Genomic DNA, 16,950 nt, shown 5'->3' with positions numbered 1-16,950 from the left:
ATCGGGTACACGCCTCGCAACCGTGCTGAAGGTGGCTCGCCGGGTAACCGTGCTGAAGGTGAGACGACATGGAACTCAACGAACGCGCCGACATCGACGCCGGATCGGTACAGGACGCCCGTGGATCGGGCGGCGGCGGCGGTGGCATCGGTGGCCTGCCGATCGGTGGAGGAGGACTCGCCGGAATCGTGATCACCCTGGCCATCGCCCTGGTCGGCGGTTTCTTCGGGATCAACTCCCTCGGCGGCAACGACAGTGCCGCCCCGCCACCGGCGAACAACCTCGAGCAGTGTGCGAACGAGCAACAGCGGGTCCAGTTGCTGGAGTGCCGTAACGCGCTCTATGTGACGTCGATCCAGCGGTACTGGCAGCAGCAGCTCCCCGAGTCGTTCGGCGAGCAGTACAAGCCGGCCACCACGATCATCTTCTCGCAGCGGGTCAGCACGGGCTGCGGATCGGCGGATTCCGGTGTAGGCCCGTTCTACTGCCCCGCCGACGACCGGGTGTACATCGATCTCTCCTTCTACCAGGTGCTCTCCAAGCAGCTCGGCGCTCCCGGCGAGTTCGCCCAGCCGTACGTCCTGGCCCACGAGTACGGCCACCACGTACAGGACGTGCTCGGCACCGAGGCCGAGATGCGCCGGCGGCAGGAGCGTGACCCGGACTCCGCCAACCAGGAGTCGGTGAAGCTGGAGCTGCAGGCCGACTGCTACGCCGGGGCCTGGGCGAACGCCGCCGCGAACACGGTGGACAAGGACGGCGACAAGATCTTCAAGAGCCTCACCGAGACCGACATCCAGGAGGGCATCCAGACCGCCGGCCAGATCGGCGACGACACCCTCCAGAAGCAGGGCGGTGGCCAGGTCAACCCGGAGCAGTTCACCCACGGCACGGCCGAGCAGCGTCAGCGCTGGTTCCGGGTCGGCTGGGAGAGCGGCGACCCGAAGCAGTGCGACACCTTCAAGCCCGGCGTGACTCTGTAAGCGGCGTGACTCTGTGACCGGCGTGACTCTGTGACCGGCGTGACTCTGTAACCGGTCAGTGCACCAGGATCGGCACGGCACGGGCCGCGGCCACGGCGGACACCAGGACCGCGTGCCGCGGCTCCGGCACGTCGAGCAACCGGCCGGACCGCAACGCGGCGACCGGCGCCAGCTGGGGTGCGGCCAGGATCGCCTCGACGGCGGAACGGTCGCCGCCGGTGACGAGCGCGGCGATCCTGCGTACCTCAGGAAGAAGAATGCGACCGGCGATGCCGGCGCCATCGGCAGCCGCAGCCTTGGCCTGGTTGTCGCGCCGGCGCGCGAAGCGCTGCTGTGACCAGCCGCCCGCCGCCGTGCGCCCCTGCACGTAATGGGTGTCCACCTTGGACGCGACGAGTTCGTCGCCGTCGGCGATGCCGACGGCGACGGCGCCCTTGCGGGCCAGCAGCAGACCCAGCCTCCGCGGCCGGCGTGCCTCGTCGATCAGGTCCGCCACGGTCGAGACGGCCACCGCACCCGGCGGGAGATGCAGCGTCGCCGACGCACCGTCCGCTCCGGTCACGGTCAGACCTTCTTCCGCGTACGCGCCATGGCGCGCCGCGAAGTTCTCCAGCCACCGGGGCAGCCGCTCGGGCGCGACGTCGACCCATTTCCCGCCCCCGGCGGCGGCTCGCTCTGCCACCCCGCCAGCCTACGACGATCCTCGTCCGCGGGTTTCTGTCGCACCCCGGTGACAGGATGCGGGCATGAGCGACCTCGCGGTGGTGCTTGTCGACCGGCTGGCCGGTGCGTTCGAGCAGGCCCGCGACCCGGAGAGGGCCGTGGGTGCGGCCGCCTACATGCGCGACCAGTTCCCCTTCCTGGGCCTGACCAGCGCCGTGCGGCGGGCGCGAGCCCGGGTGGCGCTCGCCGGGCTGCCACCACCGGCCGAGTCCGAGCTGCGCGACGTGGCCCTGGCCTGCTGGGCACGCGACGAGCGCGAGTTCCAGCAGTTCGCCTGCGACTACCTGATCCGGCACATCGGTGTCGCGGGCCCGGCGTTCCTCGACACGGTCGGCGAGCTGATCACCACGAAATCCTGGTGGGACACAGTGGACCCGCTGGCCACCCACGTGGTGGCCGATCTGGTACGGCGGCATCCGGCCCAGACTGCCCGGATGGACGAGTGGTCCGGCGCGGCCGACATGTGGCTGGTCCGCACGGCGATCCTGCACCAGCTGCACTACCGGGAGGCGACCGACACCGGCCGCCTGTTCGGCTACTGCGCCCGGCAGGCCGGTCACCGCGACTTCTTCGTGCGCAAGGCGATCGGGTGGGCACTGCGGCACTACGCCCGCACCGACCCCGCCGCCGTCCGCGCCTTCCTGACCGCTCACGCCGGCAATCTGTCCCCCCTCTCGATCCGGGAGGCGTCCAAGCACCTGTGACACCGCCCCGCCCGCCTCTCCCCGCCCTCGGTCCGGGAGGCGCCCGAGCACCTGTGACACCGCCCCGCCCGCCTGCCCCCGCCCACCACGCCCGGTCAGACGTCCAGGAGCAGGTGCAGGGCGAGGCCGGCGATCACCACGCTGGAGATCAGGGCGGTGATCAGGCGGCCCCGGTCACCGGCGAGGAAGCGGCCGATCAGCGATCCACCACCGGCGATCAGCAGCTCCCAGCTCGCCGAGGCGAGGAAGGCACCGGCGACGAACCAGGCGCCGCCTCCGGTGCCGCCACTGCCCAGCACCAGTGCCGCGAAATAGATCACGGTCGCCGGGTTGAGCAGGGTCAGAGCGAGCACCCCGAGGTACGCCCGGAGCGCCGTCGCCGGCCGCTCGTCCCGTCGCGTGAGACCCGGTCCACGGATCGCGCCCAGCGCGGTCCACCCGGCGAGCGCGAGCAGGATCAGCGCACCGGCCCAGCGCAACGGTGTCGCCACCGGCGCGACGGCCGAGGCGACGACTGCTCCACCGGCAACCGCCACCAGGGCGTAGATGCCGTCCGCGGTGGCCGCGCCCATCCCGGCGGCCGCGCCGACCCGCAGCGACGTTCGAGCGCTCAGCCCGGCGATCAGCACGCCGATCGCACCGACGGGCACCGCGATGCCGTACCCGGCGACCACGCCGGCCAGGAACGCCCCGCTCATGACCGCTGCCGTGAACCCGCCGTCCGACAGGGGCCCGCCTGCTGCCGCCCGGCCCGATCGGTCACGGCGGCAGGAACGGCGAGGTACGGCTCCGACTTGGTCACGCCGCCATCCTGGGGCGCCGCCGCGCCGTACAGCCAGCGATTTTCGGTGTGCAGAACGGGCATCACGCAATCAACATGTTGATCACGTGACGTTTCACATCGACCTCAGAGCGTGACCGGAGGCCCTCCGGCTCGATAGGGTCCGATCATGGTCGCTGAACTGATTCTGGTCCGGCACGGGCAGAGCCTGGCCAATGTCGCCTTCCCCGCCGCCGACGCGGACGGGCTGATGGAGGTGGCGGTGAGCGGGCGTGACGCCGAGGTGCCGCTCACCGAGACCGGCGAGGAGCAGGCCGCGGCGCTCGGGCGCTGGCTGGCCGCCCTCCCCGAGGAACACCGGCCACAGGTGGTGATCACTTCGCCGTATCTGCGGGCCCGGGAGACCTGGCGCATCGCCGCCGAGGCCTCCGGCCTGGATCTTCCGGCACCCGGCACCGACGACCGCCTCGTCGACCGGCTGATGGGCGAGCTCGAGCTGCTGACCCGCGCGGCGGTCGCGGCCCGTTTCCCGGACGAGGCGGGCCGGCGAGCCGCCGCCGGCGAGTTCGAGTACACACCACCCGGTGGCGAGTCCTTCGCCGACATCGCGGTGCGGCTGCGGTCCTTTCTGGACGACCTGCACACCCGGCATCCCGGCGAACGCGTGATCGTGGTCGCGCACGACGCGGTCGTGCTCATGATGCGTGCCGTCATCGAGGAACTCGGCTGGGACCAGGTGCTGGCGGTGGAGAAGGAGTCGGGCAACGTCCGCAACGCCTCGATCACCCGGTTCGCCGCCACCTCCGGGACTCTGACACTGGACCGGTACAACGTGATCGACCATCTGCCGCCGGCGTGAGACATTCCCAGGCATCGATGACCATCTTGCCGCGACCGGCCGAGAATCATATGTTCGGTCGGTGCCCGTCGCTCATCTCCCCCGCGGGCAGGTTCGCCCGCGTCACGTGGTGAACCGTCAGCTGGGCGCTCTTCTCACCGCCGAGGCGCTCTCCATGCTCGGCAGCCGGATCACCTTCGTGGCCGTACCCTGGCTGGTTCTCACCACGCAGGATTCGGCGCTGCTCGCCGGACTGGCCGGGCTGGCCGAGATGCTGCCGTACGTGCTGGCCGGCCTCATCGGCGGCCCGATCGTGGACCGGGTCGGCCCGCGCCCGACCGCGGTGGTCGCCGACACGGCCAGCGTCCTCGCCGTCGCCGGCATACCGGTGATCGCCTACTGCGACTCCGTGTCGCTTGGCGTGCTGCTGGCGCTGATCGCCCTGGCCGGCGCCTTACGCGGCTTCGGCGACGCCGCCAAGCGCGCGCTGCTGCCACGGACGCTCGCGGCGGCCGGCGTCTCCACCGAACGCGGCACCGCGATGTACGACGGCATCTGCCGTGCCTCGACACTCGTCGGCCTGCCGCTGGCCGGGGTGCTCATCGCCGCCTTCGGCCCGGCCTCGGTCCTGCTCTTCGACGCGCTCTCCTTCGCCGCCAGCGCGCTGATCATCGGCATCCTGGTCCGGGTCGGTCATGCCGACGCGGCGGCCCTCGCCGAGAGCGAGCATCAGGGGTACACCGCGGCTCTGCGGGACGGCTTCCGGTACGTGCACTCCGACCGGCTCATCGTCGGCGTCATGTCGATGCTGTTCGCCACGAACATGTTCGACCAGGCTTTCGCGACCGTCTTCGTACCGGTCTGGGTCCGCGAGGGACCGCACGGCCCCGCCGCCCTCGGCGTGATCGGCACCGCCTTCGGCCTGGGCGCCGTCGCGGGGAACATCCTCTACACGGTGATGGCGCCACGGCTCCCCCGGCGTCTCACCGTCGGCGTGTGCTTCTTCCTCGGCGGTCCCGCCCAGCTGCTCGCCCTCGCCTTCACCGACCGGATGTGGACGGTCCTGGTCACCGCCGCCCTGGCCGGTGCACTGATGTCGACGGTCAACCCGATCCTGATGGCCGCCGTCTACCGTCGCATCCCCACCCACCTGCACGGCCGTGTCATCAGCGTGCTGATAGCCGTCTCCTGGGCCGGGATCCCGTTCGGCGGTGTCATCGGCGGCTGGGCCACCGACCGGCTGGGCCTGCAGACCGCGGCGCTGGTGGCCGCGCTCGGCTATCTGGTCGTCACCGTGGCCCCGTTCCTGTTCCCCGCCTGGCGTGAACTCGACGCCCGCCCGCGCCCGGAGTCCGCTCGGACGGTGGTCGCCGCCTGACCGCAACCACCCCGGCGTCCGGCCCGCCACGCCCACCGCGCCCGGGTACGGTCCGCCTCGCTCGGGATCGGCCTGGCACGCTCGGAATCGGCCCGACAGGCTCGGAATCGGCCCGGCACGCTCGGAATCGGCCCGGCACGCTCGGAATCGGCCCGGCACAACCGTGAGAGCCGGGCGGTACGACGTGGTTCGAGGACGACCGGGAAGTCGTGGCGCAATCTTCCCGGAAAAGGGAATGCGTCCGGGTAGGCGGGTCGATACGGTCGCCCGGATGACTCTCGCTCATGATGTGACCGGCTCCGGGCCGGCAGTTCTGTTACTGCATTCGACCGTGTGTGACCGGCGGATGTGGGATCCCCAGGTGCCGGCGCTCGCCGATGCGGGCTATCGGGTGGTGCGCTGCGACTCCCCCGGGTTCGGTGACACGCCGGTGCCGGCCGGGCGGTTCGACGAGGCCGGGACGGTCGCCGAACTGCTCGACGATCTCGGCATCGACCTGGTCTCGGTGGTCGGCGCCTCCGGTGGCGGCCGGTTGGCGATCGAGTTCGCCTCACGCTGGCCGGACCGGGTGACCGCCCTCGCACTGCTCTGCACCGCTCTGCGGGGTCACGAGGCCAGCCCGGAGCTGGAGGCGTTCGACGAACGGGAGGAGACCCTTCTCGAGGCCGGTGACATCGCCGGCGCCGTCGACCTCAACGTCGACCTGTGGGTGGGCCCCGAAGCGGACGACGCAACCCGGGATCGGGTACGCGCCATGCAGCGCCACGCCTTCGAGGTGCAGATCGCCGCCGACAACGTGCCCTACGAGCCGGTCCGCGTCGAGCCCGACCCGGCCCGCATCACCGCTCCCGTCCTGCTGGTGTCCGGCGCGCACGACCTGCCCGATTTCCGGGACATCGCGATCCACCTCGCCGGGCAGCTGCCCCGGGCACGTCACATGCATCTCGACTGGGCGGGACACCTGCCCAGCCTCGAACGACCCGAAGAGATCAACTCTCTACTGATCGACTTCCTGCCCTGATCCCGATCAACTACCCGACCTACTCCTCGATCCCGATCAACTACCCGTCAGCCGACAACGCCAGGCTGACGGGACGGCGTCGCCGGCCCTGATCGCAGGGGCGGGGCACTCACTCGCATGGCGCCGAAGTCGCCGAACCGCACGGGTAGCCGGCCACAAGCCGCGAGGTCCGGAAGGATTTCCGTCGGCAGAAGACGAGGTCGGGCCGCGAGACCACCGCCGCCCTGAAGCCAGAATCCTCAACAGGACCACCGCCACCACGAGGGCAGAAGCGGCGCACCACCACCGGCACCACGAGGGCAGAAGCGGCGCACCACCACCGGCACCACGAGGGCAGAAGCGGCGCACCACCACCGGCACCACGAGGGCAGAACCGGCGCACCACCACCGCCACCGCCAGGCCGAGAACCGGGACAAGGCCTGCGCCGGCAAGGAGAGAGGCGCGCGGATGGCGGTCAGTCAGTCTTGCTCCAGGTGATCAGATCGGTGGCGACGGCACGGTCTCCGTCGATGCGGATGTCGGTCAGCGGGATGCGGCGGTAGAGAGCCAAGACGAGTTCGCTCGCGGTGGCGTGGATCCGGGTCACCGGGTCACCGCTGGTGGGCGGGTCGGCTTTCGCGCCGGACGGGGAGAGGTCAAGCGTCCAGGACGGGCCCTCGATGGCCTGGAAGCCGACCCGGGCCGGGCGGTGCGGCCACGGGCCTAGCGAACCCAGACAGACGGTGAGGAACTCGCTGACCCCGTCGACCGCGACGGCTGCCGGGAGCGGCTCGGCCTTGCCCACGGTCTCCTGGGCGTCGTAGGCGTGGACCGCCGCCTCCTGAACCTGATGACGGGCGACCGCACCGGTGGTCAGCGGGGCGCCGGAGTCGGCCCACCACGTCCAGCAGGGGGTGTCCGGGCCGGCGTCACGCAGCGCCGCGAGGAGCAGCTCGGTCGAGGCCGCGGACCAGTCGACGAGGTCGCCGTGCGGCTCCTGATCGCCGATCTGATCGCGGGCGGGTGGGCTCTTGTCGTCTCCGGCCGCCACGGCCGCGGCCCAGAAACGCTGGACGCCGCCCAGGTGGGCCACGAGGTCGGTCAGCGACCAGTCGGGGCAGCCGGGGACGGTGGCCGTCAGGTCGGGCGCCGCGGCGACGGCGTCGCGCAACGCCGCGGACCGTGCCTCGATCAGCGCGAGGAGCTCGGGAAACGGCGGGGTCGAAGTCATGTCCAGTTTCTACCACCGGGGTACGACAAACGGCGGCACGCACGATCACGTACCGCCGTGAGGCGTACCGGCGCGGGTTTGAGGACAACCTCGCGCCGGGAGACAGACCGGGCCCGGCAGCCGCAAGAGCAGCCCCGAGCCCGGAAAAGCCGGTCAGACGTTGAAGCCGAGAGCCCGCAGCTGATCGCGGCCGTCGTCGGTGATCTTGTCGGGACCCCACGGCGGCAGCCACACCCAGTTGATCCGGAAGTCGTTGACGATTCCGCCGCCGGGGCCGGTCGTCAGGGCCTGCCGGGTCTGGTCCTCGATGACGTCGGTCAGCGGGCAGGCCGCCGAGGTCAGCGTCATGTCGATGGTGACCACGTTGTCGTCGTCGACGTGGGTGCCGTAGACGAGGCCGAGGTCGACGACGTTGATGCCGAGCTCGGGGTCGACGACGTCCTTCATCGCCTCCTCGACGTCGGCGGTCGACGCCTTCGGCTTGCCCGAGGCGGCAGCGGCCGGCGTGACGTCGGCGGGGCCGCCACCGGAGATCGAGTCGGAGGCCACCGCGTCGGCCGGCGCCACGTCGGGGCCCACCGCGGCGTCAGCGCCTGACGGCGCGTCCGCGCCGAACGCGGCGTCGGGCGTGGCCGACACACTCACCGACGGGGTCTCCACCGGCTCGCCGGCCTTCGCCGCGGCGGCGCGCTCTTCGGCCAGCCAGCCGGGCACTTCTTCGCCGGCGCCGGGAGCAGCGCCGGATGCCGGGGCCGAGGCAACGGTCCGGGCGGTATCCACAGATTCAGTCATGCCTTCACCTCCGGGCTCACGCCCACGTCCACACCGGCGCGTGCCGCCGCGTCCTTGAATGCCATCCACGGCAGCAGCGCGCATTTGACCCGTGCCGGGAACTTGGCCACTCCGGCGAAGGCGATCCCGTCGCCGAGAACCTCCTCGTCCGGTTCGGCCTGGCCGCGGCTCTGCATCAGTTCCACGAAAGCGTGGTGGATCTCCGATGCCGCAGCCTCGGTCTTGCCCTGTAGCAATTCGTGCAGCACGGACGCCGAGGCCTGGCTGATCGAGCAGCCGACCCCGTCGTACGAGATATCAGTCAGATCGGATTTGACCCGGACGGTGATCTCGTCGCCGCACGTCGGGTTGACGTGATGCGCCTCGCCGTCGAAGGGATCCCGCAGGCCACGGCCGTGCGGGTTCTTGTAGTGATCGAGGATGATCTCCTGATACAGACCGTCGAGCATCATCAGCCGAACACCTTCCGGACCTGGTCGAGGCCGCGCGCGAGGGCGTCGATCTCCGCCGTGGTCGTGTAGAGGTAGAACGAGGCCCGGGTCATCGCGGGCACGCTGAACCTCGAGCACACCGGCCGCGCGCAGTGATGCCCGACGCGCACCTCGACGCCGAGCGCGTCCAGGATCTGTCCCACGTCATGCGGGTGTACCCCGTCGACGCCGAACGACACCGTGCCACCGCGGCCCTCGATCGTGGCGGGACCGAAGATCCGCACACCGGGCACCGACGAGAGCGCGTCCAGCGCGTACGCCGTGATGGTCTGCTCGTGCTCGTGGATCGCCGCCATGCCGAGCCCGGTGAGGTAGTCGACGGCCGCGCCGAGGCCGATGGCCTCGGTGATCGGCGGAGTGCCGGCCTCGAACCGGGCGGGCGGAGCCGCGAAGGTCGTGCCACCCATGGTGACCGTCTCGATCATCGATCCGCCGGCCAGGAACGGCGGCATCCGCGACAGCAGATCGAACCGCCCCCACAGGACGCCGATGCCGGTCGGGCCGAGCATCTTGTGCCCGGTGAACGCGACCAGGTCCGCGCCGAGCGCCGACACATCGATGGGGAGATGCGGAACGGACTGCGAGCAGTCCAGCATCAGCAGGGCGCCGAAGGAGCGGGCACGTTCCGCGATCCGGGAGACGTCGTTGATCGTGCCGAGCACGTTCGACATGTGCACCAGAGAAACGATCTTGGTGCGTTCCGTGATCAGGGCGTCGAGATCATCCTCGTCGAGCCGCCCGTCGTCAGTGATCCGGAACCAGCGCAGCGTGGCCCCGGTTCGCTCGCACAGCAGCTGCCACGGCACCAGGTTGGAGTGGTGCTCCATCTCGGAGATGACGACCTCGTCGCCGGGCCCGAGACGCAGCATCTGCCCCAGCGAGTACGCCGCCAGGTTGATCGCCTCGGTGGAGTTCTTGGTGAACACCACCTCGTCCGGGCTCGCCGCGCCGATGAAGGTCGCGATGCGGGCCCGTGCGCCCTCGTAGGCCTCGGTCGACTCGGTGCCGAGCGTGTGCACGGAGCGGGACACGTTGCCGTTGTACCGCTCCTGGTGCGCACGCATGACGTCGAGCACCTGAACCGGCTTCTGCGAGGTGTTGGCGCTGTCCAGGTAGACCAGCGGGTGGCCGTTGACCTCCCGCTCGAAGATCGGGAAATCCTTACGGACCCGCTCGACGTCGAAGCTCATCAGTGATCCCTCAGGCCTTCACCAGGAACTTCTTGTAACCCTCGGCCTCGAGCTGCTCGCCGAGCTCCGGGCCGCCCTCCTCGACGATCCGGCCGCCGACGAACACGTGCACGAAGTCCGGCTTGATGTAGCGCAGGATCCGGGTGTAGTGGGTGATCAGCAGGAAGCCGGTCTGGCCGCCCTCGCGGACCCGGTTGACGCCCTCGCTGACGACCTGCAGCGCGTCGATGTCGAGACCGGAGTCGGTCTCGTCGAGGATCGCGATCTTCGGCTTCAGCAGCTCGAGCTGCATGATCTCGTGCCGCTTCTTCTCACCACCGGAGAAGCCCTCGTTCACGTTGCGCTGCGCGAACGCCGGGTCGATCTGCAGCTTCTCCATGGCGCCGCGCAGCTCGCCGGCCCACGTACGCAGCTTCGGTGCCTCACCGTCGATGGCGGTCTTCGCGGTACGCAGGAAGTTCGCCACCGACACGCCTGGGACCTCGACCGGGTACTGCATGGCCAGGAAGAGGCCGGCCCTGGCGCGCTCGTCGACGCTGAGCTCCAGGATGTCCTGGCCGTCCAGGGTCACCCCACCGCCGGTGATCTCGTACTTCGGGTGGCCGGCGATGGAGTAGGCCAGGGTCGACTTGCCGGACCCGTTCGGGCCCATGATGGCGTGCGTCTCGCCCGACTTGATGGTGAGGTCGACCCCGGCGAGGATCGGCTTCAGCTCGCCATCCGGCAGCTTCACCGAAACCTGCAGGTCGCGGATCTCCAGGGTGCTCACGGCTCTACTCCATTGCTAGGTGTCGTCGAAACGTAGATGTCGCCGTCGCGGATCTCGACGGGGTAGACCGCCACCGGGCTGAAGGCGGGCGGTCCGGACGGCTCGCCGGTGCGCAGGTCGAACCGGGAGCCGTGCAGCCAGCACTCCAGCGTGCACCCGTCCACCTCCCCCTCGGAGAGGGCCACGGAGGCGTGGCTGCACTCGTCGCGGACGGCGTAGAACTGGCCGTCGTCGGCGTGGACGACTGCGATCTCGACCCCGTCGACCTCCACCTGGAGGGCGGTGCCCTTCGCGAAGTCCGACACCGGGCCGACGTTCTCGAAAGTCACTACTGACCTGCCTCGACCAGCCGAGCCTCGATGGCGTCACCGAGCCGCTCGCGCAGTTCCTCGACCGGGATCTTGTTGATCAGCTCGGCGAAGAAGCCACGGACGACCAGCTTGCGGGCCTCCCCCTCGGGGATGCCGCGGGCCATCAGGTAGAACAGCTGCTCATCGTCGAAACGCCCGGTCGCGCTGGCATGTCCGGCCCCGGCGATCTCACCGGTCTCGATCTCGAGGTTGGGTACGGAGTCCGCACGCGCCCCGTCGGTGAGGAGCAGGTTCCGGTTGATCTCGTACGTGTCGGTGCCCGTAGCAGCGGCGCGGATCAGCACGTCACCGACCCAGACCGTGTGTGCCGACTTGCCCTGCAGCGCACCGCGGTAGCCCACGTAGCTGCGGCAGTCCGGAACCGAGTGGTCGACCAGCTGGCGGTGCTCGTGGTGCTGACCGGAGTCGGCGAAGTAGAGGCCCCACAGCTCGGCGTCGCCGCCGCGCCCCGTGTACTCCACCGAGGTGAACTGGCGGACCAGATCGCCTCCGAGGGTGACCTGCAGGTGCTGGACGCGGGCGTCCCGGCCGACCTGGAACTTGACGTGCTGGGCCTGGACCGCGTCGCGGTCCCACTCGGCGAGCGTCACGAACGTCAGCTGTGCGCTGTCGCCGATCAGGACCTCGATGTTGTCGGCCAGGGTGACCGAGCCGGTCTGCTCGAGGATGATCGTCGCCTTGGCGAAGGCGCCCACCTTGACGACGGTGCGCGCGGCCGCGGCGTCGCCGCCCTTGCCGACCAGCCGGATGACGACGGCCTCGGCCGGCTCGGCCTCAGGCGCCACCTCGATCAGGGTGACACCGGCGGCCGAGCCGTACGCGAGAGCGCTGACCCGGTCAAACGGGGTGAGCACCGGGTCCACGCCGTCCACGTCCGACACCGTCACGCCGGCCGGGAGGACGCCGTACTCGACGGAGGGGGCGGCCCCGGTCAGCGACGTGGCGGTGACCAGGTCACGCAGCCGCTTGAGCGGGGTGAAACGCCACTCCTCCTCGAGGCCGTCGAGGGCCGGGAAATCGGTGACGTCGAAGGAGCGGAGCACCTGCGACTTGGTGCTCGGCGGGGCGATGGCCTCGGTAGTCATTTCTTCCTTTTAGGTCCGCGTTCTAAGGGGGATGGCCGGGCGGGTACTTAGCCCACGGCCCCTTCCATCTGGAGCTCGATGAGGCGGTTCAGCTCCAGCGCGTACTCCATCGGGAGCTCCTTGGCGATCGGCTCGATGAAGCCGCGCACGATCATGGCCATCGCCTCGTCCTCGGTGAGGCCCCGGCTCATCAGGTAGAAGAGCTGGTCCTCGCTGACCTTGGAGACGGTCGCCTCGTGGCCCATGTTGACGTCGTCCTCACGGATGTCGACGTACGGGTAGGTGTCCGACCGGGAGATCGTGTCGACCAGCAGCGCGTCGCACTTGACCGTGCTCTTCGAGTGCGACGAACCCTCCAGGACCTGGACCAGGCCGCGGTACGACGTGCGGCCACCGCCACGGGCGATCGACTTCGAGATGATCGTCGAGGAGGTGTGCGGCGCGGCGTGCACCATCTTGGCACCGGAGTCCTGGTGCTGGCCGGCGCCGGCCATCGCGATCGACAGCACCTCGCCCTTGGCGTGCGGGCCGGTCATGTAGACGGCCGGGTACTTCATGGTCACCTTGGAGCCGATGTTGCCGTCGACCCACTCCATGGTCGCGCCCTCCTCGCAGGTGGCGCGCTTGGTGACCAGGTTGTACACGTTGTTCGACCAGTTCTGGATGGTCGTGTACCGGACCCGGGCGTTCTTCTTCACGACGATCTCGACGACCGCGGAGTGCAGCGAGTCGGACGAGTAGATCGGCGCCGTGCAACCCTCGACGTAGTGGATGTAGCTGTCCTCGTCGGCGATGATCAGCGTCCGCTCGAACTGGCCCATGTTCTCGGTGTTGATCCGGAAGTAGGCCTGCAGCGGGATGTCCACGTGCACGCCCTTCGGCACGTAGATGAACGAGCCGCCGGACCACACGCTGGTGTTGAGCGCGGCGAACTTGTTGTCACCGACCGGGATGACGGTGCCGAAGTACTCCTTGAAGAGCTCCTCGTGCTCCCGCAGCGCGGTGTCGGTGTCCAGGAACAGGACACCCTGCTGCTCCAGGTCCTCACGGATCGCGTGGTAGACGACCTCGGACTCGTACTGCGCGGCGACACCGGCGACCAGGCGCTGCTTCTCCGCCTCGGGGATGCCGAGCTTGTCGTACGTCGCCTTGATGTCCTCGGGCAGGTCCTCCCACGAGGCGGCCTGCTTCTCGGTGGACCGCACGAAGTACTTGATGTTCTGGAAGTCGATCCCGGTGAGGTCGGCGCCCCAGTGCGGCATCGGCTTGCGGTCGAACAGGCGCAGACCCTTGAGCCGGAGGTTGAGCATCCACTCCGGTTCGTTCTTCAGCGCGGAGATGTTGCGCACCACAGCCTCGGACAGACCACGCTGGGCGGTAGCGCCCGCGGTGTCGGTGTCGGCCCAGCCGTACTCGTACCGACCAAGAGCGGCGAGGTGCTCTTCCTGAGTGACGATCTGGTCAGTCATTTATCTGTCCTAACCGTGATTGCGGTGGTGCGTCCGGCGTGGGCGGGGATGTGCGTGGTGCACACCCCGTCGCCGTGCGCGATGGTGGCGAGGCGCTGCACGTGGGTGCCGATGAGCCGGGAGATGACTTCGGTCTCGGCGTCGCACAGCTGAGGGAACTCGGCAGCCACGTGAGCCACCGGGCAGTGATGTTGGCACAGCTGCCCGCCGGACGCGATCGTCGAGGCGTTGGCAGCGTAACCCTCGGCGGTCAGCACCTCGGCGAGAGCCTCCGCTCGGGCGATCGGGTCCGGCCCGGCCTCGCGCAGCGCCGCCTGACAGCGCTCCTCGAGAGCCTTGACCTGAGCGGCGGCGAAAGCCGAGACGGCCTCCGGCCCGTGCTGCTGGGAGATCCAGCGCAGCGCGGCGGTCGCGATGCCGTCGTAGTGATGTGGATTCAGATCCTCGCGAGCGGCGGCGGTCAGGACGAAGGCCTTCGCCGGGCGGCCGCGACCGCGGGGCTTGTCATGGCGCAACTCGCGGGTCTCGACGAGACTCTCGGCGAGCATCGCGTCAAGGTGTTTGCGGATGGCGGCCGGACTCAAGCCTAGCGCGGCACCGAGCTCGGCCGCGGTCGTGGCGCCACGCTTCAGCAGGAGCTGCGCGACACGGTCACGGGTGCGACCGTCGGCCGCGGCGGCCGGAGCCGTCACGCCGATCTGAATCAGCACCTCGTTTTTCACTACGCCAACGTTACGTATTTCCTCGAGCCCCTGCAAACCGGCCCCCGGTGATCCATCCCACCGGCTCCCGGAGCAGCAGAAATCAAGATCGGAGGCGAGCGTACGATGCGCGGGGTGAAGTCCTCCGAGCCGCGCTTTGCGTCCGCTTTCCTGGCCTCCCGTCCCGTTCGCTGGTGCGGATCCTCGCTGCGCGGGCTGGCGCTGGCCTCAGTGATCGCGAACATCGGCATCATCGTCACCGGCGCGGCGGTGCGGCTCACCAAGTCCGGGCTCGGCTGTCCCACCTGGCCCCGGTGCACCGACGACTCCTACGTCTCGACGCCCGAGATGGGGATCAACGGCGCCATCGAGTTCGGCAACCGGCTGCTCACCTTCGTCCTGGTGGCGATCGCCGTGGCCTGCTTCCTGGGCGCTCTGGCCCGTCGGCGCCGCTCGCTGGTCAAACTGTCGGTCGCGGTCGCGCTCGGCATCCCCGGGCAGGGCGTCATCGGCGGCATCACCGTGCTGACCAACCTCAACCCGTGGGTCGTCGGCCTGCACTTCATCCTCTCCATCGCGCTGATCGCGGGGGCGTACGCGTTGTGGCGCCGCGTCGACGAGGGCGACGGCGACCCGGTGCCGCTGGTCCCGGCACCGCTGCGGCAGCTGACATGGGTGACCACCGCGGCCAGTCTCGCGGTGATCGCGGCCGGCGTGGTGGTGACCGGCAGCGGCCCGCACTCCGGCGACCAGGGCGCCAAGCGCAACGGCCTCGACCCGGAGCAGATCTCGCAGGTGCACGCCGACCTGGTGTTCCTGCTGATCGGCCTGACCGTGGCGCTGTGGTTCGCGCTGCGCGCGGCCGGTGCCCCGGCGGCCGCCGTCCGGGCCGCGGCCACCCTGTTCTGGGTCGAGATGAGCCAGGGCCTGATCGGCTTCGTGCAGTACTTCACCCATCTGCCGGTCGCGCTGGTCGCCGCGCACATGCTCGGTTCCGGCCTGGTCTGGGTCGCGACCCTGTCGGTCCTGTGGTCGCTGCGCTCCCGCCCGGTCGTGACCACCGCCCAGACTCCGGCGCCCCTTCAGGCCACCGGCCCGGCTCCGGTCCCCACAGCCTGACCCCGCCTCCCGGCCGCCGTGGCGAACCGCGGCCCGCAGCGCACCACAAGTCACCACACCAGCCCGCAAGACGACACAGCGTGGAGAACCGCGGCCCGGATCGGGCCACAGGTCACCACGCTGGGTGTCGGTCAGATGCGGGCGAGGATCGCCTCGGCAAGCCGCTCGGCGGCGCCGGGTGCGTGCAGCAGGAAGAGCGACGGCTCGGTGAGCTCCAGCTCGATCAGCATCGGCGATCCGTCGGGGCCGGGGATCAGATCGACGCGGGCGTACAGGAGCCGCTTGGCACCCCCGGGAACGAGCTTCAGTACCCGGGCCGCGAGCTCGAGTTCGGCGGCCGACGGCGTACGCGCGGTGATCTGCTCGTCGTTCATGTCGACCGGAACATCGCCCCGGGCGGTGAGCATCGGTCCCTTGCGGATCCCATGGCTGAAGGCCAGCTCGCCATCGGCGTCCGGGGTGCAGAGCACCGCCGTCTCCCCCGCGGTGTCCACCGCGGACAGGTAGGGCTGGATCATCGCGGTGCGCCCGGCATCGGTGAGCCGCCGGGCGTGGGCCGCCGCGGCCTCGGACTGCCCGGGAAGCAGGTAACGGGCGGTGTCCCGGCTGCCGGCACTGACGGTCGGCTTGACCACCCATTCGCCCGCGGCCGGCGGCGTCCAGCTCTGTCCCGGGCCGACGAACTCGGTCGGGATGATCGGGATGCCGGCCGCGGCGAGTTCGTTCAGGTACCGCTTGTCGGTGTTCCACTCGACGATGTCGGCCGGGTTGACCAGACGCGGGACGGAACCTGCCCACGCCAGGAACTCGGCATGGCGGGTCATGTAGTCCCACGGGGACCGGATGACGGTGAGGTCGTACCCCGCCCAGTCGGCCGCCGGGTCGTCCCAGCGGACCGCGTCGACGACGATCCCCCGCTCGCGCAGCGCGTCACGCAACGGGTGGTCGTCCTCCCAGAGGTCGGGGAAGGCGGCGCAGGTGACCAGCGCGACGCGGGCGTCTGGGGCCATCAGCGGGCCATGCTCCGGCGCGACATCGACCGCCACAGGTCGTTGCTGGGCCGCATCTGCTCGAGGAGCTCGCGTTCCCACTCGTTCTCCACCTTGACGCCGGCGTGGTCGCACGCCTCACGCGCGACACCGGTGTCCGGGGCGAACTGGTCGGACCACTCGCCGTCCTCTCCGACCAGGACGATGCGGGCGCCGCGCTTACCGACGTACTCGATCACCGCCTTGGCGCCGCCGTGTCCGGCCGCGAAAGACTTGATCTCGGAGGTCAGTGTCGTAACGGAACCTTCTGCCATGCTGCGCAGCCTAAGCAGTCA

General features: G+C 70.1%; 19 protein-coding genes. 6 read left to right on the top strand and 13 right to left on the bottom strand.

Translation table 11 applies throughout. The annotated features are described in order from the left end of the window. Positions 1-68 precede the first annotated feature (68 nt). On the top strand, positions 69-983 hold the full coding sequence (locus AB0G04_RS23505) for a neutral zinc metallopeptidase (protein WP_360986391.1): 915 nt from the start codon (positions 69-71) through the stop codon (positions 981-983). A 55-nt stretch (positions 984-1,038) separates the two neighbouring features. Here AB0G04_RS23505 and AB0G04_RS23500 read toward each other — a convergent pair whose 3' ends face one another. Further along, the gene (locus AB0G04_RS23500) at positions 1,039-1,665 is read right to left on the bottom strand and encodes an acVLRF1 family peptidyl-tRNA hydrolase (protein WP_360986388.1); all 627 of its coding nucleotides are present in this window, start codon (positions 1,663-1,665) and stop codon (positions 1,039-1,041) included. Between the two features lie 64 nt (positions 1,666-1,729). Between AB0G04_RS23500 and AB0G04_RS23495 the strand changes: the two genes are divergently transcribed. Further along, complete coding sequence (locus AB0G04_RS23495; protein WP_360986385.1) at positions 1,730-2,410, top strand: DNA alkylation repair protein; 681 nt, start codon at positions 1,730-1,732, stop codon at positions 2,408-2,410. 95 nt (positions 2,411-2,505) lie between these two features. Here AB0G04_RS23495 and AB0G04_RS23490 read toward each other — a convergent pair whose 3' ends face one another. Further along, a complete protein-coding gene (locus AB0G04_RS23490) occupies positions 2,506-3,108 on the bottom strand; it encodes a LysE family transporter (RefSeq protein WP_360986382.1) in 603 nt (200 codons plus the stop codon). A 252-nt stretch (positions 3,109-3,360) separates the two neighbouring features. On the opposite strand from AB0G04_RS23490, the gene AB0G04_RS23485 reads away from it, so the two are divergent. The 3 genes from AB0G04_RS23485 to AB0G04_RS23475 all read left to right on the top strand — a co-directional run bounded on the left by AB0G04_RS23485 (position 3,361) and on the right by AB0G04_RS23475 (position 6,428). Beyond that, positions 3,361-4,050, top strand: a complete 690-nt coding sequence (locus AB0G04_RS23485) for a histidine phosphatase family protein (protein WP_360986379.1) — start codon at positions 3,361-3,363, stop codon at positions 4,048-4,050. 61 nt (positions 4,051-4,111) lie between these two features. Continuing rightward, positions 4,112-5,407, top strand: coding sequence for an MFS transporter (locus tag AB0G04_RS23480; RefSeq protein ID WP_360986376.1), 1,296 nt, complete (start codon positions 4,112-4,114; stop codon positions 5,405-5,407). 271 nt (positions 5,408-5,678) lie between these two features. Then, positions 5,679-6,428 carry an alpha/beta hydrolase gene (locus AB0G04_RS23475; protein WP_360986373.1) on the top strand — a complete coding sequence of 250 codons (750 nt, stop codon included), beginning with the start codon at positions 5,679-5,681 and terminating at the stop codon, positions 6,426-6,428. A 455-nt stretch (positions 6,429-6,883) separates the two neighbouring features. On the opposite strand, the gene AB0G04_RS23470 is transcribed toward AB0G04_RS23475, so the two are convergent. From AB0G04_RS23470 to AB0G04_RS23430, 9 genes are all read right to left on the bottom strand, one after another. Continuing rightward, positions 6,884-7,639 (bottom strand): maleylpyruvate isomerase family mycothiol-dependent enzyme, encoded by a 756-nt coding sequence (locus AB0G04_RS23470; RefSeq protein WP_360986370.1) that lies wholly within the window; start codon positions 7,637-7,639, stop codon positions 6,884-6,886. 153 nt (positions 7,640-7,792) lie between these two features. After that, the gene (locus AB0G04_RS23465) at positions 7,793-8,173 is read right to left on the bottom strand and encodes a metal-sulfur cluster assembly factor (protein WP_360986654.1); all 381 of its coding nucleotides are present in this window, start codon (positions 8,171-8,173) and stop codon (positions 7,793-7,795) included. A gap of 254 nt (positions 8,174-8,427) precedes the next feature. Beyond that, positions 8,428-8,883: a Fe-S cluster assembly sulfur transfer protein SufU gene (gene sufU, locus AB0G04_RS23460; protein WP_360986367.1), complete on the bottom strand. Its 456-nt coding sequence runs from the start codon at positions 8,881-8,883 to the stop codon at positions 8,428-8,430. Then, positions 8,883-10,112 carry a cysteine desulfurase gene (locus tag AB0G04_RS23455; protein WP_360986364.1) on the bottom strand — a complete coding sequence of 410 codons (1,230 nt, stop codon included), beginning with the start codon at positions 10,110-10,112 and terminating at the stop codon, positions 8,883-8,885. The genes sufU and AB0G04_RS23455 overlap by 1 nt, the downstream gene beginning before the upstream one ends. 10 nt (positions 10,113-10,122) lie before the next feature. Further along, positions 10,123-10,881, bottom strand: coding sequence for a Fe-S cluster assembly ATPase SufC (gene sufC, locus AB0G04_RS23450; protein ID WP_360986361.1), 759 nt, complete (start codon positions 10,879-10,881; stop codon positions 10,123-10,125). Further along, positions 10,878-11,210 carry a non-heme iron oxygenase ferredoxin subunit gene (locus AB0G04_RS23445; RefSeq protein WP_360986358.1) on the bottom strand — a complete coding sequence of 111 codons (333 nt, stop codon included), beginning with the start codon at positions 11,208-11,210 and terminating at the stop codon, positions 10,878-10,880. Before AB0G04_RS23445 ends, sufC begins: the two co-directional genes overlap by 4 nt. Further along, entirely contained in the window at positions 11,210-12,337 is a 1,128-nt protein-coding gene (sufD, locus tag AB0G04_RS23440; RefSeq protein WP_360986355.1) for a Fe-S cluster assembly protein SufD, read from the bottom strand. The genes AB0G04_RS23445 and sufD overlap by 1 nt, the downstream gene beginning before the upstream one ends. A 47-nt stretch (positions 12,338-12,384) precedes the next feature. Further along, on the bottom strand, positions 12,385-13,806 hold the full coding sequence (sufB, locus tag AB0G04_RS23435; RefSeq protein WP_360986353.1) for a Fe-S cluster assembly protein SufB: 1,422 nt from the start codon (positions 13,804-13,806) through the stop codon (positions 12,385-12,387). After that, the gene (locus AB0G04_RS23430) at positions 13,803-14,528 is read right to left on the bottom strand and encodes a transcriptional regulator (RefSeq protein ID WP_360986350.1); all 726 of its coding nucleotides are present in this window, start codon (positions 14,526-14,528) and stop codon (positions 13,803-13,805) included. Before AB0G04_RS23430 ends, sufB begins: the two co-directional genes overlap by 4 nt. Before the next feature lie 150 nt (positions 14,529-14,678). On the opposite strand from AB0G04_RS23430, the gene AB0G04_RS23425 reads away from it, so the two are divergent. Next, positions 14,679-15,626, top strand: a complete 948-nt coding sequence (locus AB0G04_RS23425) for a COX15/CtaA family protein (RefSeq protein WP_360986651.1) — start codon at positions 14,679-14,681, stop codon at positions 15,624-15,626. A 131-nt stretch (positions 15,627-15,757) separates the two neighbouring features. On the opposite strand, the gene AB0G04_RS23420 is transcribed toward AB0G04_RS23425, so the two are convergent. Continuing rightward, on the bottom strand, positions 15,758-16,636 hold the full coding sequence (locus AB0G04_RS23420; protein ID WP_360986347.1) for a hypothetical protein: 879 nt from the start codon (positions 16,634-16,636) through the stop codon (positions 15,758-15,760). After that, on the bottom strand, positions 16,636-16,929 hold the full coding sequence (locus tag AB0G04_RS23415) for a hypothetical protein (protein WP_106317072.1): 294 nt from the start codon (positions 16,927-16,929) through the stop codon (positions 16,636-16,638). The genes AB0G04_RS23420 and AB0G04_RS23415 overlap by 1 nt, the downstream gene beginning before the upstream one ends. Between the last annotated feature and the right edge of the window lie 21 nt (positions 16,930-16,950).

It is taken from the genome of Actinoplanes sp. NPDC023801 (assembly GCF_040639655.1).
Classification (GTDB): domain Bacteria; phylum Actinomycetota; class Actinomycetes; order Mycobacteriales; family Micromonosporaceae; genus Actinoplanes.
Note: the sequence above shows the minus strand (reverse complement) of the source record. Positions and strands in the feature narration are given on the sequence as shown.

What these genes read in the sequence shown, in the direction of transcription:
- AB0G04_RS23505 (WP_360986391.1), top strand. Translation starts at nt 69, where the DNA reads ATGGAACTCAACGAACGCGCCGACATCGACGCCGGATCGGTACAGGAC.
- AB0G04_RS23495 (WP_360986385.1), top strand. Translation starts at nt 1,730, where the DNA reads ATGAGCGACCTCGCGGTGGTGCTTGTCGACCGGCTGGCCGGTGCGTTC.
- AB0G04_RS23490 (WP_360986382.1), bottom strand. Translation starts at nt 3,108, where the DNA reads ATGAGCGGGGCGTTCCTGGCCGGCGTGGTCGCCGGGTACGGCATCGCG.
- AB0G04_RS23485 (WP_360986379.1), top strand. Translation starts at nt 3,361, where the DNA reads ATGGTCGCTGAACTGATTCTGGTCCGGCACGGGCAGAGCCTGGCCAAT.
- AB0G04_RS23475 (WP_360986373.1), top strand. Translation starts at nt 5,679, where the DNA reads ATGACTCTCGCTCATGATGTGACCGGCTCCGGGCCGGCAGTTCTGTTA.
- AB0G04_RS23470 (WP_360986370.1), bottom strand. Translation starts at nt 7,639, where the DNA reads ATGACTTCGACCCCGCCGTTTCCCGAGCTCCTCGCGCTGATCGAGGCA.
- sufU (WP_360986367.1), bottom strand. Translation starts at nt 8,883, where the DNA reads ATGATGCTCGACGGTCTGTATCAGGAGATCATCCTCGATCACTACAAG.
- AB0G04_RS23455 (WP_360986364.1), bottom strand. Translation starts at nt 10,112, where the DNA reads ATGAGCTTCGACGTCGAGCGGGTCCGTAAGGATTTCCCGATCTTCGAG.
- sufD (WP_360986355.1), bottom strand. Translation starts at nt 12,337, where the DNA reads ATGACTACCGAGGCCATCGCCCCGCCGAGCACCAAGTCGCAGGTGCTC.
- sufB (WP_360986353.1), bottom strand. Translation starts at nt 13,806, where the DNA reads ATGACTGACCAGATCGTCACTCAGGAAGAGCACCTCGCCGCTCTTGGT.
- AB0G04_RS23420 (WP_360986347.1), bottom strand. Translation starts at nt 16,636, where the DNA reads ATGGCCCCAGACGCCCGCGTCGCGCTGGTCACCTGCGCCGCCTTCCCC.
- AB0G04_RS23415 (WP_106317072.1), bottom strand. Translation starts at nt 16,929, where the DNA reads ATGGCAGAAGGTTCCGTTACGACACTGACCTCCGAGATCAAGTCTTTC.